Annotated in this window: 27 protein-coding genes; 2 read left to right on the forward strand and 25 right to left on the reverse strand. The window is 59.1% G+C overall.

Annotation, left to right across the window (positions count from 1 at the left end):
- Positions 1-5: 5 nt before the first annotated feature.
- On the forward strand, positions 6-1,169 hold the full coding sequence (locus Q0I19_RS04120) for a BMP family ABC transporter substrate-binding protein (RefSeq protein ID WP_294758749.1): 1,164 nt from the start codon (positions 6-8) through the stop codon (positions 1,167-1,169).
- Positions 1,170-1,200: 31 nt separating this feature from the next.
- On the opposite strand, the gene Q0I19_RS04125 is transcribed toward Q0I19_RS04120, so the two are convergent.
- The 21 genes from Q0I19_RS04125 to ispF form a co-directional block, all read right to left on the reverse strand.
- The gene (locus tag Q0I19_RS04125) at positions 1,201-2,031 is read right to left on the reverse strand and encodes an NYN domain-containing protein (RefSeq protein WP_294758747.1); all 831 of its coding nucleotides are present in this window, start codon (positions 2,029-2,031) and stop codon (positions 1,201-1,203) included.
- Positions 2,032-2,035: 4 nt separating this feature from the next.
- Positions 2,036-3,175, reverse strand: a complete 1,140-nt coding sequence (locus Q0I19_RS04130) for a class I SAM-dependent RNA methyltransferase (protein WP_294758745.1) — start codon at positions 3,173-3,175, stop codon at positions 2,036-2,038.
- A gap of 148 nt (positions 3,176-3,323) precedes the next feature.
- Positions 3,324-3,788, reverse strand: a complete 465-nt coding sequence (locus Q0I19_RS04135; RefSeq protein ID WP_294758744.1) for a S1 RNA-binding domain-containing protein — start codon at positions 3,786-3,788, stop codon at positions 3,324-3,326.
- Between the two features lie 87 nt (positions 3,789-3,875).
- Positions 3,876-4,163: a septum formation initiator family protein gene (locus tag Q0I19_RS04140; protein ID WP_294758742.1), complete on the reverse strand. Its 288-nt coding sequence runs from the start codon at positions 4,161-4,163 to the stop codon at positions 3,876-3,878.
- 47 nt (positions 4,164-4,210) lie between these two features.
- Complete coding sequence (locus tag Q0I19_RS04145; RefSeq protein ID WP_294758740.1) at positions 4,211-4,687, reverse strand: hypothetical protein; 477 nt, start codon at positions 4,685-4,687, stop codon at positions 4,211-4,213.
- Positions 4,687-4,992 carry a sporulation protein YabP gene (gene yabP, locus Q0I19_RS04150; protein WP_294758738.1) on the reverse strand — a complete coding sequence of 102 codons (306 nt, stop codon included), beginning with the start codon at positions 4,990-4,992 and terminating at the stop codon, positions 4,687-4,689. The genes Q0I19_RS04145 and yabP overlap by 1 nt, the downstream gene beginning before the upstream one ends.
- A gap of 83 nt (positions 4,993-5,075) precedes the next feature.
- Positions 5,076-5,315 (reverse strand): RNA-binding S4 domain-containing protein, encoded by a 240-nt coding sequence (locus Q0I19_RS04155; RefSeq protein ID WP_294758736.1) that lies wholly within the window; start codon positions 5,313-5,315, stop codon positions 5,076-5,078.
- An 81-nt stretch (positions 5,316-5,396) separates the two neighbouring features.
- Positions 5,397-5,669 (reverse strand): HU family DNA-binding protein, encoded by a 273-nt coding sequence (locus Q0I19_RS04160; RefSeq protein WP_294758735.1) that lies wholly within the window; start codon positions 5,667-5,669, stop codon positions 5,397-5,399.
- A 93-nt stretch (positions 5,670-5,762) separates the two neighbouring features.
- The gene (gene mazG, locus Q0I19_RS04165; RefSeq protein ID WP_294758732.1) at positions 5,763-6,452 is read right to left on the reverse strand and encodes a nucleoside triphosphate pyrophosphohydrolase; all 690 of its coding nucleotides are present in this window, start codon (positions 6,450-6,452) and stop codon (positions 5,763-5,765) included.
- A 164-nt stretch (positions 6,453-6,616) separates the two neighbouring features.
- Complete coding sequence (locus tag Q0I19_RS04170) at positions 6,617-7,081, reverse strand: zinc ribbon domain-containing protein (protein ID WP_294758731.1); 465 nt, start codon at positions 7,079-7,081, stop codon at positions 6,617-6,619.
- Between the two features lie 123 nt (positions 7,082-7,204).
- Entirely contained in the window at positions 7,205-8,158 is a 954-nt protein-coding gene (locus Q0I19_RS04175) for a nucleoside kinase (RefSeq protein ID WP_294758729.1), read from the reverse strand.
- Entirely contained in the window at positions 8,121-9,581 is a 1,461-nt protein-coding gene (gene hemZ, locus Q0I19_RS04180; protein WP_294758727.1) for a coproporphyrinogen dehydrogenase HemZ, read from the reverse strand. The genes Q0I19_RS04175 and hemZ overlap by 38 nt, the downstream gene beginning before the upstream one ends.
- Before the next feature lie 14 nt (positions 9,582-9,595).
- On the reverse strand, positions 9,596-10,210 hold the full coding sequence (locus tag Q0I19_RS04185) for an MBL fold metallo-hydrolase (protein WP_294758726.1): 615 nt from the start codon (positions 10,208-10,210) through the stop codon (positions 9,596-9,598).
- A gap of 7 nt (positions 10,211-10,217) precedes the next feature.
- Entirely contained in the window at positions 10,218-10,676 is a 459-nt protein-coding gene (gene dtd, locus Q0I19_RS04190) for a D-aminoacyl-tRNA deacylase (RefSeq protein WP_294758724.1), read from the reverse strand.
- A 27-nt stretch (positions 10,677-10,703) separates the two neighbouring features.
- Complete coding sequence (locus tag Q0I19_RS04195; protein ID WP_294758722.1) at positions 10,704-12,878, reverse strand: bifunctional (p)ppGpp synthetase/guanosine-3',5'-bis(diphosphate) 3'-pyrophosphohydrolase; 2,175 nt, start codon at positions 12,876-12,878, stop codon at positions 10,704-10,706.
- Positions 12,879-12,905: 27 nt separating this feature from the next.
- Complete coding sequence (gene recJ / locus Q0I19_RS04200; RefSeq protein WP_294758720.1) at positions 12,906-14,933, reverse strand: single-stranded-DNA-specific exonuclease RecJ; 2,028 nt, start codon at positions 14,931-14,933, stop codon at positions 12,906-12,908.
- The gene (locus Q0I19_RS04205; RefSeq protein WP_294758718.1) at positions 14,930-16,090 is read right to left on the reverse strand and encodes a hypothetical protein; all 1,161 of its coding nucleotides are present in this window, start codon (positions 16,088-16,090) and stop codon (positions 14,930-14,932) included. Before Q0I19_RS04205 ends, recJ begins: the two co-directional genes overlap by 4 nt.
- 9 nt (positions 16,091-16,099) lie before the next feature.
- The gene (locus Q0I19_RS04210; protein ID WP_294758716.1) at positions 16,100-17,695 is read right to left on the reverse strand and encodes an FAD-dependent protein; all 1,596 of its coding nucleotides are present in this window, start codon (positions 17,693-17,695) and stop codon (positions 16,100-16,102) included.
- A 21-nt stretch (positions 17,696-17,716) separates the two neighbouring features.
- Positions 17,717-18,997 carry a CdaR family protein gene (locus Q0I19_RS04215; protein ID WP_294758714.1) on the reverse strand — a complete coding sequence of 427 codons (1,281 nt, stop codon included), beginning with the start codon at positions 18,995-18,997 and terminating at the stop codon, positions 17,717-17,719.
- Positions 18,981-19,880, reverse strand: coding sequence for a diadenylate cyclase CdaA (gene cdaA / locus Q0I19_RS04220; protein WP_294758712.1), 900 nt, complete (start codon positions 19,878-19,880; stop codon positions 18,981-18,983). Before cdaA ends, Q0I19_RS04215 begins: the two co-directional genes overlap by 17 nt.
- A 31-nt stretch (positions 19,881-19,911) precedes the next feature.
- Entirely contained in the window at positions 19,912-21,045 is a 1,134-nt protein-coding gene (gene ispF, locus Q0I19_RS04225) for a 2-C-methyl-D-erythritol 2,4-cyclodiphosphate synthase (protein WP_294758711.1), read from the reverse strand.
- A 350-nt stretch (positions 21,046-21,395) separates the two neighbouring features.
- Here ispF and Q0I19_RS04230 point away from each other — a divergent pair, with 350 nt between their 5' ends.
- A complete protein-coding gene (locus Q0I19_RS04230; protein WP_294758709.1) occupies positions 21,396-21,800 on the forward strand; it encodes a hypothetical protein in 405 nt (134 codons plus the stop codon).
- A 261-nt stretch (positions 21,801-22,061) separates the two neighbouring features.
- On the opposite strand, the gene spo0A is transcribed toward Q0I19_RS04230, so the two are convergent.
- The 4 genes from spo0A to Q0I19_RS04250 form a co-directional block, all read right to left on the reverse strand.
- Positions 22,062-22,820 carry a sporulation transcription factor Spo0A gene (gene spo0A / locus Q0I19_RS04235; RefSeq protein ID WP_294758706.1) on the reverse strand — a complete coding sequence of 253 codons (759 nt, stop codon included), beginning with the start codon at positions 22,818-22,820 and terminating at the stop codon, positions 22,062-22,064.
- 334 nt (positions 22,821-23,154) lie between these two features.
- A complete protein-coding gene (gene spoIVB, locus Q0I19_RS04240) occupies positions 23,155-24,357 on the reverse strand; it encodes a SpoIVB peptidase (RefSeq protein ID WP_294758705.1) in 1,203 nt (400 codons plus the stop codon).
- Positions 24,358-24,565: 208 nt separating this feature from the next.
- A complete protein-coding gene (locus tag Q0I19_RS04245) occupies positions 24,566-25,030 on the reverse strand; it encodes a phage holin family protein (RefSeq protein WP_294758702.1) in 465 nt (154 codons plus the stop codon).
- Between the two features lie 17 nt (positions 25,031-25,047).
- Positions 25,048-25,686 (reverse strand): M23 family metallopeptidase, encoded by a 639-nt coding sequence (locus tag Q0I19_RS04250; RefSeq protein ID WP_294758700.1) that lies wholly within the window; start codon positions 25,684-25,686, stop codon positions 25,048-25,050.
- Positions 25,687-25,792 lie beyond the last annotated feature (106 nt).

Genomic DNA, 25,792 nt, shown 5'->3' on the forward strand with positions numbered 1-25,792 from the left:
AGTTTATGAAAAAGTTCTTGGCATGGTTGGGCACAGCGGCCCTGCTGGCGAGTCTGTGCGGCTGCAAGCCGACCCAAAAACAGGGGGAGGATGAGCAAAAGACGGCCATTCCCACAAACGACACCGAATATACCTTTCAGGCGGCCGAGGATGCCGAGCCGCTGCCCGGCGGTGCGGCCATTACCCTGATTACCGGCCCGGAGGGTGTTGAGGAGGGCGCGGATGCTGCCCTGTGGCAGGGAATTTCCGCCTTTGCGTATAACTTTGGCTATGTGCCCAAAAACGAGGCAGCCGCATCGACGTCGGCAGAAGATTTGCAAAGCACCCTGAAGCAAGCGGCGGAATCCGGCTCCAAGGTCGTGATCTGCCGCGGCGATGCCATGGCACAGGCCGTGTATGGATTGCAGGGCGAATACCCCGACACCTATTTTATGGTGGTCGATGCCGAGGCACACAATGCCGATTACAGCGACTACACCGTTAAGGACACTGTGCGCTGTGTGCTGTTCAGTGAGACGCAGGCCGGCTATCTGGCCGGATACGCCGCCGTGAGCGAGGGCTATGAGGAACTGGGCTTTGCCGGTGCCGAGGAAATGCCCGCAACGGTACGCTACTGCACAGGCTTTATGCAGGGAGCCGAGAAGGCGGCCGAGCAGCAAGGCGATGAAATCACGCTGCAAGTCTGGTACAGCGGCTCCAAGGAGTACAGCGACGCCGTGGCCGAGCGCCTGGCAAGCTGGTACAACAACGGCACCCAGGTGATTTTTGCAGCGGACGAGGCGACGCTGCAGGCAGCCCTGGCGGGCAAGGAACAAACCGAAACCGACGGCAAGATCATTGCGCTCAAGTGGGATCACGACGCACAGGATGAGGCTGTTTTGTTCAGCGCCCTGCACTGCTACAACACCATGGTGCAGCAGGAATTGTATAACTTCTTTGCGGCGGGCGGGCAATGGCCCCAGAACGCGGAATCCCTCGGCCACACCGATACCGTGGGCGTGACCGAAAATGCGGTAGCCCTGAGCGCAGATACCTGGCGGCTGACCAAGTTTACAAAGTCCGGCTACGAGACTTTGTACGATGAACTGCGCAGCGGTGCCCTGAAAACCGAGGACTACGCCGGTATGGATAACCTGCCGGAACTGGAAAATGTGACGGTACAGCAATAAAAAATCCCGCAGAGCAATCTGCGGGATTTTTTTATGCCTTGCGTTTTTTGTTTTGGGTCGCGGTGCGGCGGGGCGATTTGCGGGCAGCGGACTTCTGCTTTTTGGGGGCAGCTTTGGGGGCAGACACAGCGCGCACAAACTGAATGGGATTGCCGTTGGCCAGGATGCGTTCCTCCAGCTCCAACTCAGGCACCGATGCCAAAAACTTGTTCAGACTTTTGGCGCCGAAGTTGCGCACGTCAAAGTCCGGGTAGCGCTTGATCAGTTGGTCCCCCACGCGGGAGGTGCGCACCCAGCCGGTGCCGTCGTCCATTTCCTCGATAAGTCCCAGAATGATGCGTCCGATGGAGTCGCGGTTGATGGCAGTATCGTCGCCGGCGGTTGTCTGCTGCTGCGCATCGGGAGCGGCGGTATCGGCAGCCTCGCCGTGGTCAAGGATCAGATCCAGATACTTGAACTGGTCGCAGGCTTTGACAAAGGGGCCCAGCGCCTTGCTCTCCCCCATACCGATGACCAGCTTGCCGCCCTCACGAAGGCGTGCGGCCAAACGGGTAAAATCACTGTCAGAGGATACGATGCAGAAGCCGTCCAGGTTGCCGCTGTACAAAAGATCCATCGCATCGATGATCATGGCCGAATCGGTAGCATTTTTGCCGGTGGTGTAGCTGTACTGCTGGATGGGAATGATGGAGTTGTTCAGCAGCGCGTCCTTCCAGCTTTTCAGACGCGCATCGGACCAGTCGCCGTAAATTCTTTTGCAGGCAGCCACGCCGAAGCTGGCGGCTACATCCAGAATGACCTTGACATATTTGGGCGAAATATTGTCCGCGTCTATCAAAATCGCGAGTTTGAGATCCTCCATGCCGTTACCTCTTTTCGCGCTTGGGGGTATCATAATACATATACAGCTGGCAGGGAATCATGCCGTTGTAGATTTTGCGGCGGCGGGCGGCCTTTTTGCCGAAATGATCCTCAAAGGCGGCATCGGCGGTGATGGCGTACAGACCCTGTGCGGGGTGGCGCTGCCAAACCTGACCCAGCGTCTTGGCGAGGGCGGCAGCCTCGGACGCATCGCCCAGGCGCTCACCGTAAGGCGGGTTGGTCAGTACGGTGGCATTTTGCAGCGGAGAAAAATCCTTGACGTCGGCCACCTCAAAGCGGCAGCGCTCCCCTACGCCGGCCAACTTGGCGTTGGCGTTGGCCAGCGCTACGGCGGCGGGGTCGATATCGTAGCCGATGCCCTCAAAGGCGGCGTCTGTGCGCACCTCGGCCAGGGCTTTCTGGCGCTGCTGCGTCCAGATGTCGGCGGGGATAAAGGCAAAGTGCTCGGCGGCAAAACGGCGGCGCAGGCCGGGGGCCAGATTCAGCGCCTTTTGGGCAGCCTCAATGACCAGCGTGCCGGAACCGCAGAAGGGATCCTGTACCAGGGTGTCGCGGCGCACGCGGCCCAGGTCGGCAATGGCGGCAGCCAGCGTCTCCTTGATGGGCGCCAGCGTGGCGTTGCGGCGGTAGCCGCGCTTGTGCAGACCGTCGCCGGAGGTGTCCAGATAAATTTCGACCGTATCCTTGCGCAGGGCAAAGCGAATCTTGTAAACACTGCCGGTCTCAGGCAGCGTGGAGGTTTTGTGCCCGGCCATCAGGCGCTTGACGATGGCCTTTTTGACGATGCTCTGGCAGGCAGGCACGCTGGAAAGCTGGCTGGACAGGCTGGAGCCCTTCACGGGGAAAGCAGCATCGGCGGGCAGCAGCTCCTCCCAGGCGATGCGGTAGCAGCCGTCAAACAATTCGTCAAAGGTGGTGGCTTTGTAGGTGGCAAGCAGCAGCAATACGCGCTCGGCCGTGCGCAGGTTCAGGTTGGCGGCGGCGATCATCTCGGCCCCGCCCTGAAATGCCACGCGGCCGTCGGTGACCTGAATGTTTTCGGCACCCAGACGCTTGACCTCAAAATTCAAAGTGGATTCCGTGCCGAAAAAGCACGGGGCAACCATAGTGTACAGTGTGGACATAGTGATCCTTTCGTTTTTGCAAAAAAGCTCTAACCCGGGCGGAACATTGCGCTGCCGTCAGGGATAGAGCCGTAAGAACAATGCTGGGGCAATACCGCACAGCGCCCGCCCAAAACGGTTACAGACACGGTTTGGTATAGCCATTTCTTTAGCCGCGGCGGCGGGAATACCCGCCCCGATGGTTTTCGGTAACGCGCTTGAGGTCGGCAATTTTTTCCTCGCTGCGGGACTTGTAGCGGGCCATCATATCCTCAAAGCTCATATCACCCTGCGGGGCAGCAGGCTTGGGCTGCCATACGCGGGGCTTTTCTTCGCGCTTGGGGCGCGGTGCCTGTGCAGGGCGGCTGCCGCCCTGCGGACGGGGTGCGCGCTCCGGCGCGGGCTGCGTGCGCTTAATGGACAGTGCGATCTTGCCGTCCGGTGCGATGGTAAGTACCTTGACGGAGACCGTCTGGCCCTCGCTCAACACGGTGGAAAGATCCTGCACAAATTCGTAGGAAACCTCGGAAATGTGCACCAGACCGTTCTTGCCTTCCGGCAAGGCGACGAATGCGCCAAAAGGCTTGATGCCGGTTACTTTACCCTCTACAATATCCCCAACTTGTAATGCCAAACTCAGATACCCCTTTTTCTTTTGTAATAGATGTTTCGATATATGTTCAGCCCTGCTGCCGCAACAGCGCAGAGGCAAAACCCGAAATTATTTGCCGCTGATATCAATAAACACGCGCTCGTTGGGCTTGGCATAGCCCTGCTCGCGGGCGTAGCGCTCAATAATGGCGTCCTCGCCCTGCTCCAGCGTGCTGGACAACTCGGCGTTTTCGGTCAGCTGGGTGGTCAACTGGGTCTGAACGCCGGCCAGCTCCTGCTGTTTGGAGCCGATGGCGACCTGACAGTTGATCAGCGTCATAAACAGATACCCGCACAAGACCACAAAGGCCAGCGGGAGCAGCCGAACCGGAAGCGGCCCGTGACGTTTCTTATACATAACAGACAGCCCCCTTTTCCCGAAAAATAAAAATCTGTTCAGATGTTCTAATTATATAATATCTTAGTCGGATTTTGCAACTGCTTTTTTCCGGTTTTTTGCGGTTTTCGGCACTTTTTTGAAAGAAAATGGAAAATTTTCTGCTGCTGCAATTTCATTTCAGCCGAAATCGGGGCAAAAAGCAGCCGATGCAGCAGCTGCAGCGGCTGCAAGGTAAGCTGAGCCAGGCGGCTTACCACGCTGTGCACAACGGGCACAGCGGCAATGTACCAGCACACCGCTCCCAAAAGAACCGCCAGGCTCATGTACCAGCGGGTCGAGCCGGTGGCGCTGCTGCCTGCCGAGAACCCGGCCACCAAAACAGCTGCCGCGGCAAAGGCCAGCATATCCCCCGCAAGATCCCGCAGTTTTCCCCGACCCAGGGCCAGGGAAAGCCCATCGCGACCGGCCCCCAAAAGACAGCCGATACCCAGACACCATAAAACATCGCCGAGAACGGCGCAAACCGACGCAGAGGCTGTCATCAGCGAAACAGCCGTGCCAGCAGCCCGCCGGAGGATTGGCGGTTTTCGGCATATTGCAGAAATTCGATCGTGCCGCTGATCTGCACCTGCCCGCTTTGCAGCGAAAGCTCGCTGACCTGCAGCTCCTGCCCGCCCACGGTCAGGGTGCCCAGGGCCGTTTCCAGCACGGCACCGTTCTCATCGCAGCTTACGATGCGTCCGACTCCCGTTACAGCCAACTGGCGGCGGTCCTTTAAGGCCAGGCTGTGGCCCTGCGGCGCGGGGTGTCTGTTTTCATGAATAGCGGTATCGGCAGTTTCCGGCATGGCGTTGTACTCCCCTTTTCACTGGCAATCTACCGTTACTATATGCAAGGGGCACGGCGGTTATGACAGTGCCGCAACAAAAATCAAAGAACCTCAAACAGCTCACGCGCCACGTCCTTGCCCTTGGGCTCCTCAACGGACAGAACGCGTACCTTGATGGGGCGGTTGCCGAAGGTGACTTCGATGATGTCGCCCACCTTAACGGCATAGCTGGCCTTGGCGGGCTTGTCGTTTACCAGCACACGGCCGGCGTCGGCAACCTCGTTGGCAAGAGTGCGCCGCTTGATCAGGCGGCTGACTTTTAAGTATTTATCCAGGCGCATACAATATAACCTTTCTGTGTGATATCACAAAGCCGCCCCGTCGCAAGGGTGCGGCGGGGCGGTACAGCCTTTATGAAGTGATTACTGAACGCTGTCCTTCAGAGCCTTGCCGGCCTTGAAAGCGGGCAGCTTGGATGCAGGGATGGTGATCTCGGCACCGGTCTGGGGGTTGCGGCCGTTGCGGGCGGGACGCTCGCGGACTTCAAAAGTACCAAAGCCGACCAGCGTGACCTTGTCACCGGACTTCAAAGCGTTGGTGATGGCGTTCAGGGCGCTGTTGACAGCAGCCTCGGCATCCTTCTTGGTCAGATTGGCGTCGGCGGCAACAGCGGAAATCAGTTCTACTTTCGTCATAATATTATACCTCCAATGAATTTATGGGCGGCACCGCACCATTGTGTCTGCCGATGCGGTGTGCCTATGGACAAAAAGCGGCGTTCAGCGGTTTTACGGCTGTTCCGCCTCTTGGCAAGAAGTAGGCTGCGCAGTAAACTGCGCATTGCGGCGCTGCAATGCCTGTTCGGGGTCTACCCCCAGGCTGCGCGCCAGGGCGACGGCGGCAAAGAGCATCTGCCCTACGGCAGCCTCTTTTTCGGCATCGTCACAAAGCTGGGCAGCCTTTGCGGCTGCGGCCACGGTATCAGCCCCGGCCTGTACGGTCACGCCGCCGCGCGCTGCGCGCTTTTGCAGCTTGGCAGCGCGCATCAAAGCGGGCAGTGCCAAGGGCACACTTTCCAAATCGTCCTGTAAGGTTACGCGGCCCTTTTCTATATTTTTGAGCGTATCCCAGTCTTTTATGCTCTGCGCACCCAGAAAAATATGCGGGTGGCGGTCGATGAGCTTGCGGCAAACACCGTCACACACCTGCGCAAAGTTGAAATGCCCCTGCTCGTTCTCCATCTGGGCGTGGAACACGACCTGCATCAGCACATCGCCCAGTTCCTCGCACATCAGTTCGGGGTCGTTCAGGTCAATGGCATCAACGGCCTCGTAGGCCTCCTCCAGAAAATTCATGCGGATGGAGGTGTGCGTTTGTACCTTGTCCCAGGGGCAGCCCTTTTCGGGGTCGCGCAGCAGCGCGATGATGGCGGCCAGATCCTCGGCCGTGTAGTGTGATTTTTCGGGGTAAGCACTCATAAGTCACCGATAAGGCGCGGCAAAAGCAACACGCAACATTTTACTCTCAAATTGGAATTTGTCAAGCGTTACATAAAATACGGCAGCTGCGTCGGGGGAAAACCCACAAAAAACGGACGCAACTGCGCGTAATTTTACAAAACCTGACGAAAAAGTTTTACAATTTACAGCTGCGCGCCGCAGTGGTTGCAGAACAGCGCATCAGCGTCCACCTCAGCGTGGCAGACGGGGCAGATCTTGGTTTCGCCGCGCAGCTTAACGGGCTCCTCCTCGATCTCCTCCTCAGGTTCCTCACTGACAACAGGCTCCTCCGTCTCGGCAGTCTCCTGGGCCTCCGCCTCGGCGCGCTCCTCGGGGGTCATGCTGGCCTTGATGTCCTCAATGGCCTTTTCGACCTCTGCCACGGCGGCGATATACTTGTCGACCAGCGGCTGGTTCTCCTCGCCGGCCTTGTGCAGGCTGTACACCAGCGCACCCAGCTGACGCTGTGCCTTGGACAGACGTGCCTGCTGGTTCAGCAGTTCCAGCTGGTTCTTGCCCTTGTCGGCCAGATCCTGGGCGGCCTTTTTGGCGGTATCAACAAATTGAAGGCTCTGCTCTTTCAGCATTTCGATATCGATCTCGAACATAAGGAAACACCTCTTTCACGTTTTTACAAACATCTGGCACAGACACAACGCCGATGCCGTACCGTATCTACCTAACATTATAGACTGTTTTTGCAGGTTATGCAACGATGAATTTGTATATTTTTAGTGAATTGTGCTGTTTTCGCTGCACTTTGTGCCGATAAATTCCCGCAGCAGGCTGTCTTGCGGCACCAACTCGGCCGGCAGCGCCGGAAACAGCGCAAAACGGGATTTCAATGCCTCCAGTTTTCGGCGCTGGGCGGGGGTCATGTCGGCATCGGGCTGCACCTCGGCCAGCAGGGTGTTCCACAGGCAGACCTCATAGCTGTGGGCGGTGTCCAGCAGCAGGTTGGCACGGGGCTTGAAGGGCCGAATATACAGGTCCTCACCGTCACAGACGCGGTCCCACATCCCCAGGGTGAAGGACGCCTCGTGCCCGCGGAACAGTGCGTCCCGCACGATGCGGCGCGCAAGGCGGATATCCCGCGTGGCCAGGCAGCGGCTGCCGTCGGTGTCGGCGTATTCCTCGCGCAGACCGGCATACAGGTACAAAACGGCGTTGTCCGGCAGGGCGGCGGTCAGGGCAGGGTTCAAGGCGTGCAGCCCCTCAATGATGGCTACGCCGCCTCGGCAATCCACCGTTTGCAGCCCGGCGGGCTGCTGGATGTGAAAATCAAACACCGGCGACTGGCAAACGCCCTTTTGGTACAAGTCCCGCAGGCAGTCCTGCAGTACGGGGATATCCAGGGATTCCAGCCGTTCATAGTCATCGCTGCCGTCGGGATTTTTGGGGTAGCGCCCTGCGCCGACAAAAAAGTCATCCAGGCTCAAAACGGCGGCGGGGCAGTTTTCGGCGCGCAGCAGGGCGGCCAATTTATGGGCAGACGTTGTTTTTCCGGCAGCCGAAGCCCCGGTCAGCATGATGATGCGGCGCTTGCTTTGCAGTACTTCCTGCACGATCAGATCCAGTTGGTCGTGATATTGCCGTTCGCTGATCTCGGCAAAGGGCTGCGGCTGCGTGGCCGCTAAGGAAATCAGCTCACGGCCTACAAATCTCTTGCGGTGTGTAACGTGCATAAAAATCCTCCACAGTCTGCTTGCGGGCAAGAACCTCGTCAAAGCGGTCGATGTACTCGGTGGGATATTTGAAGTTAAAGACGCGCTCGATCTTGCCGCGGCGTGCGCCGGGAATGACCAGCTTGGTGGAACCGCCGGCCCCGGCGGACAGGATGGAGTGTATCTCCTCCATAATATAGATGTTGTACAGGCAATCCCTGCCGGGCTTGGCCCAGCCGATATTTTCAAGGTTTTGCAGGGTGCCCTTCTGGCGGTACATATAATACGGGCGGTAGCCGGCGTCATACAGGGTGTCGCAGCAGCGAAGCATGGCCGATACATCATCGTATGCGGCGGCGCGGTGCTCTACCACCAGGTCAGAGGCGCGCTTTAAGGTCAGCGTGTGCACGGTGATGTTTTCGGGGTTCAGCGCAATGGCCTGCTGCAGACTTTGTGCAAAGCCCTCGACTGTGTCACCGGGCAGACCCGCGATAAGATCCATGTTGATGTTGTCGTGCCCGGCGGCGCGTGCGGCGGCAAAGCAGTCGATGATATCGGCGGCAGTGTGGCGGCGGCCGATATTGCGCAGCACCTCGTCCGAGAAGGTCTGCGGGTTTATGGAAATGCGGGTGGCCCCGTATTGCTTGATGATGCGCAGCTTTTCGGCATCGGTGCAGTCGGGACGTCCGGCCTCCACCGTGTACTCGTCCAGGGCGGCAAGGTCAAACGTTGCGGCAATGTGGGACATCAGCTGTTCAAGCTGCGCCGCTGAAAGGCTGGTGGGCGTTCCGCCGCCGATATAAAAGGTGCGGATGCGCAGCCCGCAGCGGTCTGCGGTCCGGCGGATGGCGGTAAGTTCCTCGCAGAGCTTATCGACATAGGGCTGTACCAGCGCGCGGGTAGCCTTGTCCCCCACGGTGCGGGAGACAAAGCTGCAATAGCTGCAGCGCGTGGGACAAAACGGGATACCTGCATACACGCTGCAATCCATCGGGTCGGCGGCGTCCAAAACGGGGCGCTGTAAATCGGCGATGGAAAGTGCCAGCCGGAACTTTTCCGGCGTGCAGGCGAAATGCTGCAAAAAGCGGTCGCGGATGGCATCCTCCTGCCAGCCCATGGCGCGTAAATCATGTATAATGCGTACAGGGCGCACACCGGTCATCATGCCCCAAGGCGGCGTTCTTTTTGTGGCATCGCACAACAGTGTGTAAAGCGCGCGGCAAAGCGCGTACTCCGCGTCAGTGTCAGTATCGCGCAGAGCAGTGCGCCAGTACAGCCTTCCGTCCAGACGCAGCAGCGCAAAATCGGTTTTTTCATGGGAGCAGGCGGCCACAAAATCTCCGCTTTCCGGTATGGAATCGGTCTTGTCGGCGGTGGGGAAAAACAGCCGTGCCGTGTGCTCAGCTTCATATCCGGCGGCAGGACCGCACAAAAGGATCTGCATACAGGGGCCTCCTCTTAATACATGGGGTACATTCCTTCGGTCATAAAGGGGTTGGAACGGCGTTCCAGCCCCAGGGTGGAAGATTCCCCGTGACCGGGCAGCACCTGCGCGTCATCGCGCAGGTCGGATTCTGCCAGCCTGGACAGGCTCTGCTGCATCCGGATACCGCTGCCGCCGGGCATATCGGTGCGCCCGCAGCTGCCTGCAAACAGCGTGTCGCCGCAGAACAGCAGTTTGCCCAGCGCCAGCACCACACTGCCGGGGGTATGGCCAGGGGTATGGTAAACGGTAAAGGTCAGTTCATCGATGGCAAGGCTGCCCGAAACAGGCCATGCCTCGTCGATGTCACTTCTTTTCAGCGGATACAAATCGTTGCCCAACGCATCGGCAGGGTCCAGATAGACCTTGCAGCCGGTCTCGCGCCGCAGGGCGGCAACAGCCCCCACATGGTCATAATGCCCATGCGTCAGCAGAATATGCGTAAGGGTCGCACCCTGCTCCGCCAGTGCCTTCTTGTAGGTTTCCGGCTCGGCAGCGGCATCGATCAATATGCCGTGCTTTTGGTCGGTCACAAGCAAAAATGTGTTGGTATACAGCGGTGCTGCGCCTAAAATGTGCGTAACCTTCATACAATACTCACCCCTTTTTCCAGTCATCGGTGTCGATGATGATGGTCACAGGCCCGTCGTTGACGAGCGAAATCTGCATATCCGCCCCGAATTCCCCGTGCTGAACCTCCCGTAAGCCCTGCTTGCCGATTTCCCGTAAAAAGGCTTCGTAGCAAGGCTCTGCCAAATCGCCCTTGGCGGCGTGGCTGAAGCTGGGACGCTTGCCCTTGGCGGTATCGCTGTACAGCGTAAAGTTGGATACCACCAAGGCGGAGTAACCAAGCTCGACCGCGCTGCGGTTCAGCTTGCCGGCCTCGTCCTCAAAAATACGAAGATGCGCGCATTTTTCTGCCAGCTTGGGGATGATATCGGGGGTGTCGGTTTCCCGCACACCCAGCAAAATGACCAGACCCGGCCCGATTTTGCGCGGCTCACCGCCGTTTACGACGACGCTGGCCCCGCTTACCCGTTGAATTACGGTACGCATAGATAAAGTTCCTTTTCCAAAATGAAATCAGTTTCTTGTTACGGTCACAACGTCCTTGACCTTTTTCAGGCGGGAAACCACGCTGTTCAGGTGCTCGGTGTTGGTAATGCCTACGGTCACGCTCATGCGGGCGCGGCCCTGCTCGGCGCTGCGCGCCGTCAAAGAGTAGATGGGCACGCGCATATCGCCCAGTGCCAGCGCAATGTCAGAGACAAGGTTTGCGCGGTCCATGCACAAAAGCTCCAGCGTGGCCTTATAGTTTTCGCGGGAATCCTCCGCCCAGAAGGCGCGCACCCAGCGGTCGGCGTTTTCACTGTGGCGCAGGCTCTCGCGCACGTTGGCGCAGTCCCGTTTGTGGATGGACACACCGAACCCGCGCGTGACAAAGCCGATGATCTCATCCCCGGGCAGCGGAGAGCAGCACTTGGCAAACTTGATGGGGCAGTTGTCGATGCCCTCGACCACCACACCGTCGGAGGAATGCACCCGCTTCAGCTCCACGGTCAGGGGCTTCGGCTCGTTCTCCTTGAGCTTGGCGTATTCTTCCTTCAGCTTGGGCAGCAGGCGGGAAATCAGCAGGCCGCCGTAGCCGATGGCGGCGTACATCTCATCCACCGAATTGCAGCGATTGCGGCGGGCAAGATTCTCCATAAAAACGGGGCGCTGCTCGTCGGTAAGCGGCATCATGTTGCGGCGCATTTCGCGTTCCAGTGCGTCGCGGCCTTCCTGGATATTTTCTTCCCTGCGTTCTTTTTTGAACCAGTTGCGGATCTTGTTTTTGGCCTCGCTCGTCTTTACGATGTTCAGCCAGTCGCGGCTGGGGCCGCGGTTTTCGGGGCCGGTGATGACCTCGATGATCTCGCCTGTCTGCACCTTGTGGTCGATGGGTACGATGCGGTTGTTGACCTTGGCACCGATCATGCGGTTGCCCACGGCCGAGTGGATGGCATAGGCAAAGTCGATGGCGGTAGCCCCGGCGGGCAGGTTGATGACATCGCCGCGCGGGGTAAAGGCAAAGACCTCCTCCGGCAGAAGGTCGCTCTTGATGTCGCTGAGCAGGTCGGTGGCATCGGCACTGGAACGCTGGCTTTCCAAAAGCTGGCGCACCCAGGCCAGACGCTCGTCCAGCTTGTCGTTGCTGCCGCCGGTGATGCCGGCCTTGTATTTCCAGTGGGCGGCGATGCCGTACTCCGCCATGCGGTCCATATCCCAGGTGCGGATCTGTACCTCAAACGGGATCGCCTCCCGCCCGATGACGGTGGTGTGCAGGCTCTGGTAGCCGTTGGGCTTGGGGGTGGAAATATAATCCTTAAAGCGGTTGGGCAGCGGATGGTACATATCGTGGATAAGACCCAGTGCGGTGTAGCACTCGGCTACGCTGCCCAGAATGATGCGCACGGCGTAGATGTCGTAGATCTCCTCGAAGTCCTTATTCTGCATATACATCTTGCGGTAGATACCGTAGATGCTCTTTACGCGGTGGCGGATGGTTGCCTTGCCGATGCCGTTTTCTGACAGATGCTTGGAGATGGTATGGCAGACTGTGTGCAGAAATTCGTCGCCGTGCTTGTTCAGCAGGTCGCGAATGGTTTCGTAGCCGACGGGGTCGAGGTAATGCAGGCTGCGATCCTCCAGCTCCTCCTTGATGTTGGAGATGCCCAGACGGTGCGCAATGGGGGCGTAGACCTCCATGGTTTCCAGGGCTTTATCGCGGCGTTTCTGCTCGGGCCAGGCGTCGCCGGTGCGCATATTGTGCAGCCGGTCGCACAGCTTGATGATCATAACGCGGACGTCCTGACTCATGGCCAGCAGCATCTTGCGCAGGTTTTCGGCCTGGCGGTCCTCCACGTTGGAAAATTTGATTTGTGTCAGCTTGGTGACACCGTCCACCAGCAGGGCTACCTCGTCCCCGAACTTCTGGCGGATCTCGGTAATGCCCACCGAGGTGTCCTCGGCCACATCGTGCATCAGGGCGGCGGCAATGCTTTCGCTGTCCATGCCCAGCTCCACCAGAATCTGCGCGACGCTCAGCGGGTGGCAGATATACGGTTCGCCGCTGCGGCGGCGTTGGTCACCGTGAGCCTTTTCCGCCAGTGCATAGGCGCGGTCGATCATAGCAAAATCATAAGGGCGGCCGCTGGCCACCAGGTCATGCTTCAGATCCTCATAGGTAATGGGCATTTTCACTTCGTTGTTTTCCATAGACAAAGCTCCCCTTTTTCGACGGATTTATTGCGCCTGGGCAGTCAGCCGCTGCAGAATCGGTGCCGAGGCAAGATCCTGCTTTGCGGTGACGGGGGCCGGCAGCCACCGACCGTTTTCCTCCCGGACAAGGCCCAGCTCCTGTAAAGCCGTTAGGCTTGTCAGGATTTTCCCGGTGTTCTGTGCACCTTCGGCAAAAAAGACCGGCTGTAAATCATAGGAGACGACCTGCCCACTGCGGATGCGCTTGTAGAGCGCGACCGTGTCGGCGCGCTGCGGCAAAATGGCGGCGGCGCGTTCTTTTTCCAGCACGCCGCCCGCCCGGAACGCTTCAAACCAAGCGGATTGCTCCCCGGCGGTGTTGCCGAGCCCGGCGGGACGTATGGCGCGCAGATGCGCCGACACGGCAGGCGAACCGCTGCGCCCCGTAAAGACCGAAAGCTCAAGCGCCGCCTCGACTACGGCACCGGGCTGGTAGGCAAAATTCTGCATGGCAACACCAAAGGTGGAGGCAAACAGGGTATCGCTGCCCTGCCGCAGCCGCACACGGGTGTGGCGTCCGTCGGCACCCATCGGCCAAAGCCCGTCCACCACGGCATTGCGAATGAAAAACACGGGGGTGGCGTTGTCCCGTCCGTAGGGGGCCAGCCGATACAACTCCTGTACGTTGGCGAGCGTCAGCTCGGACAGTGCCGCCTCGGCGTCCAGCTTTAGGGTGACAGCCTCCGCGCGCGGGGCGTGGTGGGCGGCCCATTGGTTGACAGCCTGCCGAAAAGCAGGAAGGTTGGATTCCTCAATTTCCACACCCGCAGCAGCCGCGTGGCCGCCAAAACGGGTCAGATACTGCGCGCAGTCACACAGGGCGCTGTGCAAATCAAAGCTGTCGGGGGCACGTCCGCTGCCGCGACCCTCCCCTTCGTGCAGCGAAATCACGATGGCCGGGCGGCTGTACCGTTCCATCAGGCGCGCAGCCACAATGCCGATCACGCCGGGGTGCCAGTCCTCCCCCGCTACGACCAGCACGCGGTCGTGGGTGCGGGCGGGGTCGGTCTCCAGCGTTTTCAGGGCCTCGGCAAAGACGGCCTGCTCGGTCTGCTGGCGTTCTGTATTGATCTCCGCCAGGCGGGCGGCAATGCCCACGGCCTGTTCCTCATCGCCGCAAAGCAGCAGCTTTAAGGCAACGGCTGCGTTGTCCATGCGCCCGGCGGCGTTCAGCCGGGGGGCTAAGCTGTAACTGACCGTGTCGGCCGTCACAGGGCGGCCAAGGCAGCCCGCGTTCTCCAACAGCGCGTGCAGACCGGGGCGCATGGTGTCCTGCAAAAGCGCCAGCCCCTCGCGCACCAACGTGCGGTTTTCTCCCACAAGGGGCATCACGTCGGCCACGGTGCCAAGGGCGACCAGTTCGCCGTACATTTCCAGCAGTTCACCGGGGTCGCAGCCTTCCAGTGCGGCGCACAGCTTAAAGGCAACACCCGCGCCGCACAGATCCTTAAAGGGGCTTTCATCATCGGTGCGTTTGGGGTCAACAACAGCTATGGCATCGGGCAGGGTGTCACCGGGCAGGTGGTGGTCGGTGATCACAAGATCCAGCCCCAGCGCCTTGGCGCAGGCGGCCTCCTCCACGGCAGAAATGCCGTTGTCCACCGTCACGACCAGCTTAAAGCCCTTTTGGGCAAGGCTTTCCAGCGCCGTGCGGGTCAGGCCGTAGCCGCTGCCGCGGGTGGGCAGCTTGCAGCGCACATGCGCACCCATGCTGCTCAGGCACTCATACAAAATGGCAGTGGCGGAGATGCCGTCCACGTCATAGTCGCCGTAGATGACGATCAACTCCTCGTTTTCGACCGCCTGTTCAATGCGCGCCACGGCCTTGTCCATATCCCGCATCAGAAACGGGTCGGACAGCGGCTCCCCTGCGCCCAAAAGCGCCTGTGCCTCGTCGGGGCCGCAGCCCCGCGCTGCCAGAACTCTGCGCAGCAGAACGCCGCATCCTTGGGCGGCAAGTGCCTGTTCATCCGCCGCAGCGGAGGGTTTTATCTGCCATGCAGGATAGATCATTTCGGTTGGCTCCTTGTAGTAAAGTCGCTTTCAAAGTCGTGGGTCAGACCGTCCTGACGCAGCATGGCTTCCAAAGTGTCGATCTCGGTAGAAACATCTAAGCTGACGTCCTCCAGCAGGGTGTCGTACAGCTTGGTGTAGGCAAGGTTCAAGGTGTGCAAAATGGCGGTGATATCGCGGCGGATGTCGGCGGCACTGCCGGTATCGTCCCCCAGCCCCAGCGCGGTATCCAGCAGCTTGCGGGTGGTGGGCAGGTAGTAGTCCCGCAGCCGGCGCAGCTGGGGCAGCTGCTCAGGGTGGGCAGCGGTAAAGTCCAGCATGGCGCGGCAGGTTTTTTGCATTTGGGCAAGCTCGGCATCGGTGTCCCCGCCAAGGCAGCCCCGGCAGCTTTGCAGGTAGGCAAAAAAGGCTTCGCACTCGCAGCGGAACTGCTCAGTCTCGCTCAAAGGCTCGGCGGGCGCAGGGGTCTCGGCGGGCGGTTGGGTTTCGGCCGGGTGGTACAGCGTATCGTCAAAATACAGGGTGCTGAAATCCGCACTATACGCAGCCCCAGGGAAATCCCCGTCTGCCACCGCTTTTTGTACGTCCTTGTAGACCTGCTCCTGTTTCAGCAGGGCGGTGCGGGCAAGACTTGGCAGGTCGCACTGCCAGTCCCGCGCGGCGCGCAGCAGCTTGCGCAGACGGCTGAAATAGAAAAGCTTGCGCATCCCGGCAACTGCCATATACAAAAAGCCCAGCATGGCGGGATACGAACAAAAAAACAAGATCGGGAACACCCGAAAGGCGGCATCGGATACGCCCAGCGCCGCGGGACCTACGCCCCACAAAATGCCCATGACCAGCGCCGTAATGCCAAAAATGCCGGTAAAGGTCCAGCCCACAGCGGTCAGCGCAATGCCGGCAGAATACCCGCCGTTTTTCAGCTTGTAATCGAGGCGGCGTTTCCATGCGGCAAAGCTGTCCGGCGGTGCGCCGCGGGCAGCGGAAATGGCATCCCCCGCCTGTGCCAGCGCGTCCGAAAGGCTGCCCAGCACCGTGGCGCCGACACCGGTGCCGAACTGCACGGCGTTGTCCAGCAAATCGCCCAGATCGTGGTCAAGATTGTATTTAAAGTCGGATTTCAGGTTGTGTTTAAAGTCGTTGTTGTTTTGCGGCATATCCGTTCCTTACTTCTGCGGTGCATAATTTTCCATCAATTTGGCGGCGCAGCGCACACCGTCCACGGCGGCGGTCATAATGCCGCCCGCATAACCGGCGCCCTCGCCGCAGGGGTACAACCCCGGCAGGCTCAGGCATTGCAGGTCATCTTTTCCGCGCACAAGGCGCACGGGGCTGCTGGTGCGGGTTTCCAGACCCGTCAAAACGGCGTCGGGTGCGCGGTAAGCGGCCATTTTGCGACCAAAATCACCCAGGCCCTGCCGCAAAGCGGCAGAGAGTTCGCCGGGCAAAAGGCTGCCCAAATCGCAGGGGGTCACGCCGCGGGGGTAGCTGGGCTGCACGCGGTCAAGCGCAAGTTCACTGCCGCCCGAAAGAAAGCTGCCCACGGTCTGGGCGGGGGCGGCATATCCCCCGCCGCCCGCGCGGAACGCTGCCTGCTCTAACTCGCGCTGAAAGGCCACGGCCTTGGCGGGGTCGTTGTCAAAGTCGCGTCCGTCCACACTGACGACGACGGCGGCATTGGCATTTTTGCCGTCGCGGGCGTGCAGACTCATGCCGTTGGTCACGACACCGCCCGCCTCGCTGGCAGCGGCGCATACCACGCCGCCCGGACACATACAAAAGGTGTAGACGCACCGCCCGCCGCCGACATGGCTGCTGAGCTGATATTCGCCCTTGGGCAGGGCGGGGTGTCCGGCTGCGCCATGGTACAGGCTTTCGTCAATATCGGTTTGCAGGTGTTCGGCGCGAAAGCCCACCGAGAAGGGCTTACATTCCAGCGGAAGTCCCTGCCGATGCAAAACGGCAAAGGTGTCGCGGGCGCTGTGCCCCACAGCCAGAATCAGCTGCTCACAGGCGATGTTCCCATCGGTGGTTGTGATGCCCGCCAAGCGCCCGCCGCGCACGGTAAGCCCGGTCAGGGCGGTGTTGAAGCGCACCTCCCCGCCCAGGGACTCGATCTCGGCGCGGATATTGCGGATGACGCCCCGCAACAGATCGGTACCTACATGGGGCTTTTGCCGCCAGGCAATATCGGCGGGGGCGCCGTGCGCCAAAAAGGCTTCCGTCACAAACCCGCAAAGGGGGTCCCCTGCGCGGGTGGTCAGCTTGCCGTCCGAAAACGTTCCCGCGCCGCCCTCGCCAAACTGGATGTTGGCGTTCGGGTCAAGCTCGCCGGTGGCCTCAAAATGCTCGACGGCGCGCACGCGCTCGTCCAGGGCGGGGCCGCGCTCCAATACCAGCGGGCGGTAGCCGTGGCGGGCCAGCAGCAGGGCGGCAAAAAGCCCGGCAGGGCCAAGCCCCACCACGACGGGGCGGTGCATCAGCGGTGCGCTGCCCGTGGCAAAGCGGTATTGCGGGGCGGCGGCAAAGCTGACGCCGGGCATATCGGCCAAAGCGGCCTCCTGCCGTTCATCGGGCAGGGACACGGCGATCGTGTATACCAGCACGGGCTTGCCGCGCCGTGCGTCCACCGAAAGCCGCGCTACGCCGCAATGGGCAGCCTGGGAAGGGCGCAGGTGCAAAATGCGCAGCGCCTTGGCGGCGGCCTCGGCATCGGGGTCATGCAGGGTGAGCGGTAAGCGGATATTGCGAACCAAAAGCATACTTTTCGGGTACCTCAACTCTTATTTAACAGTGATCTCGCACTGCACCGTATAGCTGCCGGTGGCAAAGATGCGGGACGATGCGGGAATCTGGATCGTTACGGGGATAGTCTGCTGCCCGGCGGTCAGGTTCAGGCTCTGGCAGTCGATCTGTGCCACCACGCTGTCGGCCGAAAGATTTTCAATATCTTCGGCGGGGCCGTACAGCTCAACGCCGCTGACAAGGCTGGACAAAATCTCCAGCTCGTAGTTGCTGGGTACGTTGATGGCGCGAATGTTGGAAACATTCAGCTTGGTGGAGGTCAAATGGTCGGTGTCAAAGCTCAGGGTAACGTTGGATACACCGTCCAGCGAAACCACACCCGCAGGAAGTTCGATAAGACGCTGATAATCGCGGCCTATCTCAAATTCCTGTGCCAGGTCAAAATCGGTCACGGCCAGGGAGTCCAGTGCGCTGATGGTGCGGGCAGACCCGGCCACACGCAGCGTCTGCTGGCTCAGGGAATATTTCAGGCTGTTTACGTCAAAGCCCGTGGGTGTGCCGATGAAATTGACCGCCAACGGCAGCTCGCGCACCTGGTAGATGGTAAGGGTAACGTTGGCAGAGTCGTTGTCCATCGTGGTGTACAAAGGCGTTACGACCGCACCGTTTTCGTCCCGCATTTCCAGGTTGGCGGGCAGCGTGGTGGTATCGGCCAGCGGGGTATCGTCGTCAACGGGGGCCACTACGGCGGCGATGCGATCCAGCTCGGATGTCGGGCCGCGCAGTGTGACCTCGGCGGGAACGGCGGCGGTACGGTTGAGCATGTAATTTTCTGCCACGGCAATGCCGGAGGTGTCCACCGTGACAGGTACGGTCTTTTCGCTGACCTCATCAAATACGACGTCTATGTTGGTGGGAGATTCCACCGTACACTTGATGTTGCCGGAAAAGTCGCTTGTATTGGTGATCTTGGCCTGCAGACGCAGGGTGACCTTGCCGGGGCCGTTGACGCTTGCATAGCTGGGGTAAACCATGATATCGGACGCGGTGATGCTGCCGATGGTGGTCATGTTGCCCTCTACCCGCACGGTCACGCCGGAAATATCCGGCTTTTCCACGATATCCAGCCCCTGGTTGATGTAGGTGGAGGCAGAATACGAATAGTTGATGGGCACGTCGGCGCGGGTCACGTTGCCCTGGGGGTCAATGTAGACAGTGACCACGATCCAGGTCGCCAGGCCGAAAAGCAATGCCAGAAACATCGAGAAAAAGCGGTTGTCCCAAAGGGAACGGCTATGGGGTTCATTGGGTGTCGGCATGGGATGCGATACCTCCTTTGCGCAGGATGCGCTGCAGCAGCGGTACGTTTTCGTCGGAGGTTTCCTCCGGCGGGACGACTTCTTCCTGCAGCAGGTTGAACAGGTTCTGGCGGTCCAGGCGGCGAATCAACACGCCGTTCTTGGCCAGGGAGATAATACCGGTCTCCTCGCTGACAATGACAACGATGGCATCGGAATTCTCGCTCATGCCAAGGCCCGCGCGGTGGCGGGTTCCCATGTCCTTGCCCATTTCCAGGTTGTTGGACAGCGGCAGCACGCAGCCTGCGGCAACAATTTCGCCGTCGCGGATGACTACCGCGCCGTCATGCAGGGGTGTGCCCTCATAGAAAATGGTGCCCAGCATCTCGCGGATGACATCGGCGTGCATCGGTGTGCCGGTGCGGATGATCTCATCCAGATTGTTGCGGCGCTCCAAAACCATAAGTGCGCCGGTGCGCGTGTCGGAAAGCTGCTCGGCAGCGTCGCAGATAGCCACGACGGCGCTCTGCCATGCCCCGCGCAGGGTGGGGTCGGCGCGTCGATAGCTACCGAACAGCTTGCTGGACCAGCTGGCGCTTTGACCCATGCGCTCCAGCGTGCGGCGCAGTTCCGGCTGAAAGATAACCACGGCGGCCATAAAGCCGATGGTGATGACATTGTTCAACAGCCAGGTGACGGTGCGCAGCTGCAGCATGACAGCTAAGCCGTAAAACACCACCAGCAAAAAGATGCCCTTGACCAGCTGCCCGGCACGGGAACGCCGTGCAAACAGGACAAGCTGGTAAAAAACAAACGATATAATGAGAATGTCTATTGTGTCAGAAAAAGGGTTGAATGCGCGCAAGCTGCTAAGGATCGCGCTTATCATGTCGTTTTTCAGCATGGGAACCCAGTCCTCCTTCCCTGCTGTGAAATCACTCGATCAAGGCTACAGCGTGGGCGGCAATGCCCAGCCCCTCGCCGGTAAAACCCAGGTGCTCCTCGGTAGTGGCCTTTACGCTGACAGCAGAAATATCGACCCCGAAGGCATCGGCAATGTTTTGGCGCATGGCGGGAATATGCGGCGCCAGCTTGGGGGCCTGGCAGATGAGCGTGGCGTCCACATTGCCCAGCTTGTAGCCGTGGCGGGACAAAATGGCGGCAACCTCGCGTGTCAGCGCCAGAGAATCGGCACCCTTGTAGGCGGGGTCGGTATCAGGGAAATGCTTGCCGATATCGCCCAGTGCTGCCGCGCCCAGCACGGCGTCCATGACGGCGTGCAGCAGAACGTCGGCGTCGGAATGACCCAGCAGGCCCTTTTCATAAGGAATCTCCACACCGCCCAAAATCAGCTTGCGATCCTCGACTAAGCGGTGAACATCATATCCGTGACCAATGCGCATGGTTTTCTCCTTTTGTAAATCTTCAGGGGTGGTGATTTTCAGGTTGGCGTAGTCGCCCTCGGTCAGCGTGACCGGCAGACCGGCGAGTTCAAACAGGCTGCAATCGTCGGTGACAAGCGCTGCCGTCGCGGCGTCCACGGAAGCTAATGCCTGCCGGTAAAGAGCGGTGCGAAAACACTGGGGTGTCTGCACGGCAAACAGGGTGCTGCGGTCGGGCGTGGAAACGACACGGCTGTCCTTGGCGATTTTAATGGTGTCTTTGACGGGCACAGCCGGTGCGGCGGCTCCGCTTTCGGCGGCGGTCTGCAGGGCTTTTGTGATAAGGTCGGCGCTCACAAAGGGGCGGGCGGCATCGTGGATGGCTACCAGTTCGCCGTGGGCGGCAGCCAGGCCGTTTTTAACGCTGTCAGCGCGGGTGGCGCCCCCCTGCACCACGGTGCAGGGCTTGGGGCAGCTTTCGGCAATAGCCTGGCAGTCGGCAAGATTCTGCCCTGCTACCAGCACCAGCTCGGTAACGGCGTCGTGGGCAGCAAAGGCGGCGCAGCTTGCCTGCAAAACGGTGCTGCCGCAGGGTAATCGAAAACTGAGCTTGTCAAACCCCATGCGGCGCGAGGCCCCCGCCGCAACGATAACGGCAGTGACGGACGGAAATACAGAAGCGGTCATAGGGTACACTACCCCCTTTTACTAATGTTTACATAACATTATACAGGGTTGTGACAAAAAAATCTACTAAATTTGGCAGGATTTTTTTGTGCAAACAGAAAAAATCCGCCGCACCGTGGGGTGAGGCGGATAAATGAACTACTGCTGAAGTATGCGGCAGAAAAATCAAAAAATATTTGGAAGTACAAATTATAGGACATGCGAGGGTGTATACTGAAATTACAGAAAAGAAATCCAAAGACTTACGCAGTACATAAACATTCGAGAAGGTGGTAAAAATGCTTCATAGGTAAATTAGTCCCAGATACAAAGTGAACACAAACCACTATTTAACAGGAAGGAAAAATATTATGTTTGCAAATCTTTTAATTGCTACCGGCCTTGTCCTTCTCATCGGTTTGCCGATCTATCTCATTCTGGGTGCCGCCGCCTACCCTGTCTGGACTTTTACCGAAAAGCAGATCGATAAAGCCGTGGACAAGCTCTGTCCCACGCCCATACAGTTTCAAAAACAGCAGGAAGTATACGATGTCTATCTGGATATGCTGCGCACCGGTCACAACCGCCGTGGTGTTCAGATCGCCTCGTATCAGGTCAAAAACAATGTGTCGCGGTGCGAAGCCTGTTATCAACTCATCAAGCAGGATATTCAGGATATGGGCATCGACTTCAACTGGCAGTACGCTATGGAACTTTGTGGTCTTGATACCGAAATCAAGCTGCGTGACGGGTATTTCCGGCGCAACGCCCGCTAAAATCGCTTGCACCACTCCGAAAATCAAATAGAATTGTTATCTAAGGAGGTCATTCTCGTGCGTAAAAAAGACGACAACCCCATCTTTCTCATCGGCCTGATCCTCATCAATGTCATCAATGTCTACATCATTCTGTTTTACCATTAAGGATATCTTCCCGTGAACAATTAAAGACAACAATTTCTTTCAGCTTGTCGAATAAGTTTCTTCGAGTAGTGATGTAGGGCGCATATCCTGACCGCGCAGCACCACGCTTGCTGCTTAGGCTCGCCTTTTTTTATCCAACCGAATCTTGTCGCTGATCATGGCGATAAATTCCGAGTTGGTGGGCTTGCCGCGCAGGCTGTGGATGGTGTAGCCGAAATAGCTGTTCAGGGTGTCCACATCGCCGCGATCCCAGGCGACCTCGATGGCGTGGCGGATGGCGCGCTCTACCCGGCTGGCCGTGGTCGCGTTGCGCTTGGCAATCTCAGGGTACAGGCGCTTGGTCACGGCGTTGATATAGCCGTGGTCGGCGGTGGTCAGCAAAATGGCATCGCGCAGAAACTGGTAGCCCTTGATGTGCGCGGGAACGCCGATCTGGTGCAAAATCTCGGTCACGGTCAGTTCGTCGGAATCCAGCGATACGGCCTGCGGGCGCGCCGTGTTGCCGGCAGATTTCAGCACACGGTTTACCAGCACGCTTTCATCAAAGGGCTTGACAAAAAAGAAAGAGAAACCGTTATCCAGCAGTTCCTGCTCAATCTCCTCACTCTGGAAAGCACCCGTCACAAAAAACGAGGTGTGCACGTTGCTGGTGTTCTGCGCCTCGTAGCGCTGCTTTACGGTGATGGCGTCCAAATCGGGCATAAAGGCATCCAGCAAAACGGCGTTGGGATGTACATTCAGCAAAGTTTCCAGAGCCTTGGTGCCGTTTTTCTCGCACACGGTCACGGCAACGCCCTTATCCTCCAGCGCTTGGCGGCAAAGCTCCGAGACCTGGGCACCGGTATCCGTCATAACAAACTTGATCTTTTCCATCGTAAAACTCCTCCATACATATCACGGGGCGGGCATCGGGCAGGTGGCTGCGGACGGTGCGCATCCGTTGATTTCGTCTACAATGGGAATATTACCATAAAATGGTAAAACATGCAATAGAAATTCTTCATCTTTTTCTGCATTTACGCAATTTTCGTTCGACAAAAAACGACGCCATGCTTTTACTGTGTAAAATTAAACACGATAAAACGTTATAAACACATGTAAGGATCGAAGAATTCCCCTTCCTTTACGGATAATAAAAAGCGCCCCGTATCGACGACACGGAGCGCAAATTGGAAAATGGCTTGGCAAAACAGACCGTTTGCGTGGTTCAGGGCATCTCCGACAGCATATTTTCAATCAGAATACCATAGCCACGCGTGGGGTCGTTCACAAAAACGTGGGTCACAGCTCCTACCAACGCGCCGTCCTGCAAAATCGGGCTGCCACTCATACCCTGTACAATGCCGCCGCAGGAATCCAGCAGCGTCGGATCGGTGATGCGCAGCAGAAGGTTGCGGTTTGGCTCCGCGCAGGTCAGGTTGATGCGCTCAATAACAGCGGCATACCGCTGGGGGCTGCTGCCGCTGACGGTGGTCAAAATCTCGGCCGCACCGGTGTGCACGGCCTGTATATGCGCCGTGGGCAAGATGCTGAAAGAGCTGAAATTGTCGGTGTAACGGCCATATACGCCGCAGACAGAGTTGCTTTGTATGGTGCCGATGCTGCGGGGCATAAATTCGCCGCGCAGCTCGCCGGGGCTGCCGACTTCGCCGCGGCGGCAGCCTGTGACGGTGACGGGAACGATCTCACCGGCAAGGAACGATAGATTTTCTCCGGTGTCGGTGTCGCTGACCGCATGTCCCAGCCCCGCAAATGCGGAGGTTTCGGGGTCGATAAAGGTCAGCGTGCCGATGCCTGCACCGGAATCCCGCACCCAGACCCCCGCGCGGTACTGCCCTGAGCCCGTGTCCAAAACAGGGGTCAAACTGGAAGTGTGCTCCTGCCCGCCGCGTCGGTAGACAAGGCGCAGAGGTTTGCCGCCGCCGGATTGCAGCGCTGACGATACGTCTTCGTTGCTGCGTATGGTATATCCACCCACCGATACGATCCAGTCCCCCAATTGCAGGCCCGCCTGTTTGGCAGGGTTCTGCCCGCCAAAGCCGTTGTATCGGTCAGAAAACGCCACCACCAACGCCCCGTCCGAAAACATTTTGACGCCAAACGGCGTGCCGCATACGCATACACGGCGCGGCTCGGCGGTCACGGTGCGCACGGTCTTTACGGGCACACCCAGAACGGTCAGCGTAACGTTGCGGCTTTTGTCCGCGCGGGCGGCCTCGGCGGGGGCGACCGCAGCGTGGGGCTCCCCTGCCTTTACCCACGGCAGGGATGCCACGGTCAGGCTCTCTCCCGCCGATACATAAAAGGTGTCCGGCAAGGCGGCAGCTGTCCCCCAAAATATCGCCCCGCCCAGCAGGGTGAGCGCCGCCAGCCCGACTGCCATCGGCCGTGCAAATTTAGCCCAAAGCATAACAAAAGCCCCCTCCCGCACTCAGTATGCGCAGAAGGGGGCTGAATTATGTGGTGCGACCAACAGGACTTGAACACGAATAATACAACGTAGTGACGATAAAATGCGGCAATATACGACGCGTTTACGACATGTGCTTTTCGGACAATTTAGAAAAAGCAATTAACAAAAACCGGCGGGCCGCCCATTGGGTAGCCCGCCGCATCTCTTATTCCTCGTCATCCTTCCCCTGCCGCTCCGCAGCCTTCTTCCCCGCGGCCAGCAGTTTCAGCAGCCCCTCGGGGACATCGGCACCCATGCGGGCAGCGTTCTCGGCAATGCTCCCAAGCTCGGTAAAAATATACCACGCCAGCACCACCGGCAAGATCAGACTTTGGTACGTAATGCCCAGACCGGGGAGATTGGCAACCGCAATGCTAAGCACCGCATCGGTCAGCGCAGCTACGATGACCACGACCAGCATGCCGGCCTTGTGCCAGATGCCTGCGCGGGCCACGGCGCTGGACCACTCTCCCCTGCTGGCAGCGGCCGCGCTGCCGGAGAGCCAGTCCAGCACCATGCAGGCGGCCCAGGCCACCACCAGCCAGCCAAGCCAGCCGAATGCCGCCGTAAACGCACCGCAGGCGGCTGCAATGACCGCTTTTACCCATAGAAAAATGTTGTCGTCTTTCATGTTTTACCTCCTGGGCATCAAGCCCACTCGCTCTTGTACAGCCCGGCGTCTGTCAGGCCGCGTTCCCTGCACACTGCCAGCACCGCGTCGGCATCCCCCTGGCTGACCGGGCCGATTGTGATGACTTGCAGCCTGCTTTGGCTCGTATCATCGGCAGGCTTGTCTTCTTTGATGCTGCCGTACTCGCCCACGGCGTTGGGTACGCCCGCGTAGGCCGTGGGGTCAAGCCCTGTGCCCGCGGCGGCGGCGCGCACCTCCAGATGGCAGTGCTTATAGCCGCCCGCCGCGTTGCCGGTGTTGCCCATAATCCCTAGGGCATCGCCGCTTTGCACACGCTGCCCCGCCCGTACCAACAGGCGCTCGCAGTGACAAAAGTACAGGTAATTCACGGCGTCGGGCGTCTGATTCGCATCCAGCTTTATGCAGACGTACCAGCCCCATTCCCACGTTGCATCGCGCTTATTCTGCACGCAGCGGGCGCGCACCACCGTGCCGCGTATCGTCTTGCCGCCGTAAAACGGCATACGGATGGTCGCATCGTCCAGCCCCACCACGTCCAGCCCGCCGTGCCAGCGTTTGCCCCCGCCGCGGGTGTAGCCGTAGCGGCCGTAAGGGTAGCGCACGGCCGTGCGGCCTGCAAAAATTCCTTGCTGCATCTTATTCCCCCTTGCGCAGTGTGTAGGTGATTTTCATCGTCTTGTCGGCGGTTTTTTCCACAGGAGAGTCCAGATCGTTGATGGTCGCCAGATAGTTGGGGCGCAT

Origin of the sequence: uncultured Gemmiger sp., from assembly GCF_934561205.1 — a bacterium.
Taxonomy (GTDB): Bacteria; Bacillota; Clostridia; order Oscillospirales; family Ruminococcaceae; genus Gemmiger.

What these genes read in the sequence shown, in the direction of transcription:
- Q0I19_RS04120 (WP_294758749.1), top strand. Translation starts at nt 6, where the DNA reads ATGAAAAAGTTCTTGGCATGGTTGGGCACAGCGGCCCTGCTGGCGAGT.
- Q0I19_RS04125 (WP_294758747.1), bottom strand. Translation starts at nt 2,031, where the DNA reads ATGGAGGATCTCAAACTCGCGATTTTGATAGACGCGGACAATATTTCG.
- Q0I19_RS04130 (WP_294758745.1), bottom strand. Translation starts at nt 3,175, where the DNA reads ATGTCCACACTGTACACTATGGTTGCCCCGTGCTTTTTCGGCACGGAA.
- Q0I19_RS04140 (WP_294758742.1), bottom strand. Translation starts at nt 4,163, where the DNA reads ATGTATAAGAAACGTCACGGGCCGCTTCCGGTTCGGCTGCTCCCGCTG.
- Q0I19_RS04145 (WP_294758740.1), bottom strand. Translation starts at nt 4,687, where the DNA reads ATGACAGCCTCTGCGTCGGTTTGCGCCGTTCTCGGCGATGTTTTATGG.
- yabP (WP_294758738.1), bottom strand. Translation starts at nt 4,992, where the DNA reads ATGCCGGAAACTGCCGATACCGCTATTCATGAAAACAGACACCCCGCG.
- Q0I19_RS04155 (WP_294758736.1), bottom strand. Translation starts at nt 5,315, where the DNA reads ATGCGCCTGGATAAATACTTAAAAGTCAGCCGCCTGATCAAGCGGCGC.
- Q0I19_RS04160 (WP_294758735.1), bottom strand. Translation starts at nt 5,669, where the DNA reads ATGACGAAAGTAGAACTGATTTCCGCTGTTGCCGCCGACGCCAATCTG.
- mazG (WP_294758732.1), bottom strand. Translation starts at nt 6,452, where the DNA reads ATGAGTGCTTACCCCGAAAAATCACACTACACGGCCGAGGATCTGGCC.
- Q0I19_RS04170 (WP_294758731.1), bottom strand. Translation starts at nt 7,081, where the DNA reads ATGTTCGAGATCGATATCGAAATGCTGAAAGAGCAGAGCCTTCAATTT.
- Q0I19_RS04175 (WP_294758729.1), bottom strand. Translation starts at nt 8,158, where the DNA reads ATGCACGTTACACACCGCAAGAGATTTGTAGGCCGTGAGCTGATTTCC.
- hemZ (WP_294758727.1), bottom strand. Translation starts at nt 9,581, where the DNA reads ATGCAGATCCTTTTGTGCGGTCCTGCCGCCGGATATGAAGCTGAGCAC.
- Q0I19_RS04185 (WP_294758726.1), bottom strand. Translation starts at nt 10,210, where the DNA reads ATGAAGGTTACGCACATTTTAGGCGCAGCACCGCTGTATACCAACACA.
- dtd (WP_294758724.1), bottom strand. Translation starts at nt 10,676, where the DNA reads ATGCGTACCGTAATTCAACGGGTAAGCGGGGCCAGCGTCGTCGTAAAC.
- Q0I19_RS04195 (WP_294758722.1), bottom strand. Translation starts at nt 12,878, where the DNA reads ATGGAAAACAACGAAGTGAAAATGCCCATTACCTATGAGGATCTGAAG.
- recJ (WP_294758720.1), bottom strand. Translation starts at nt 14,933, where the DNA reads ATGATCTATCCTGCATGGCAGATAAAACCCTCCGCTGCGGCGGATGAA.
- Q0I19_RS04205 (WP_294758718.1), bottom strand. Translation starts at nt 16,090, where the DNA reads ATGCCGCAAAACAACAACGACTTTAAACACAACCTGAAATCCGACTTT.
- Q0I19_RS04210 (WP_294758716.1), bottom strand. Translation starts at nt 17,695, where the DNA reads ATGCTTTTGGTTCGCAATATCCGCTTACCGCTCACCCTGCATGACCCC.
- Q0I19_RS04215 (WP_294758714.1), bottom strand. Translation starts at nt 18,997, where the DNA reads ATGCCGACACCCAATGAACCCCATAGCCGTTCCCTTTGGGACAACCGC.
- cdaA (WP_294758712.1), bottom strand. Translation starts at nt 19,880, where the DNA reads ATGCTGAAAAACGACATGATAAGCGCGATCCTTAGCAGCTTGCGCGCA.
- ispF (WP_294758711.1), bottom strand. Translation starts at nt 21,045, where the DNA reads ATGACCGCTTCTGTATTTCCGTCCGTCACTGCCGTTATCGTTGCGGCG.
- Q0I19_RS04230 (WP_294758709.1), top strand. Translation starts at nt 21,396, where the DNA reads ATGTTTGCAAATCTTTTAATTGCTACCGGCCTTGTCCTTCTCATCGGT.
- spo0A (WP_294758706.1), bottom strand. Translation starts at nt 22,820, where the DNA reads ATGGAAAAGATCAAGTTTGTTATGACGGATACCGGTGCCCAGGTCTCG.
- spoIVB (WP_294758705.1), bottom strand. Translation starts at nt 24,357, where the DNA reads ATGCTTTGGGCTAAATTTGCACGGCCGATGGCAGTCGGGCTGGCGGCG.
- Q0I19_RS04245 (WP_294758702.1), bottom strand. Translation starts at nt 25,030, where the DNA reads ATGAAAGACGACAACATTTTTCTATGGGTAAAAGCGGTCATTGCAGCC.
- Q0I19_RS04250 (WP_294758700.1), bottom strand. Translation starts at nt 25,686, where the DNA reads ATGCAGCAAGGAATTTTTGCAGGCCGCACGGCCGTGCGCTACCCTTAC.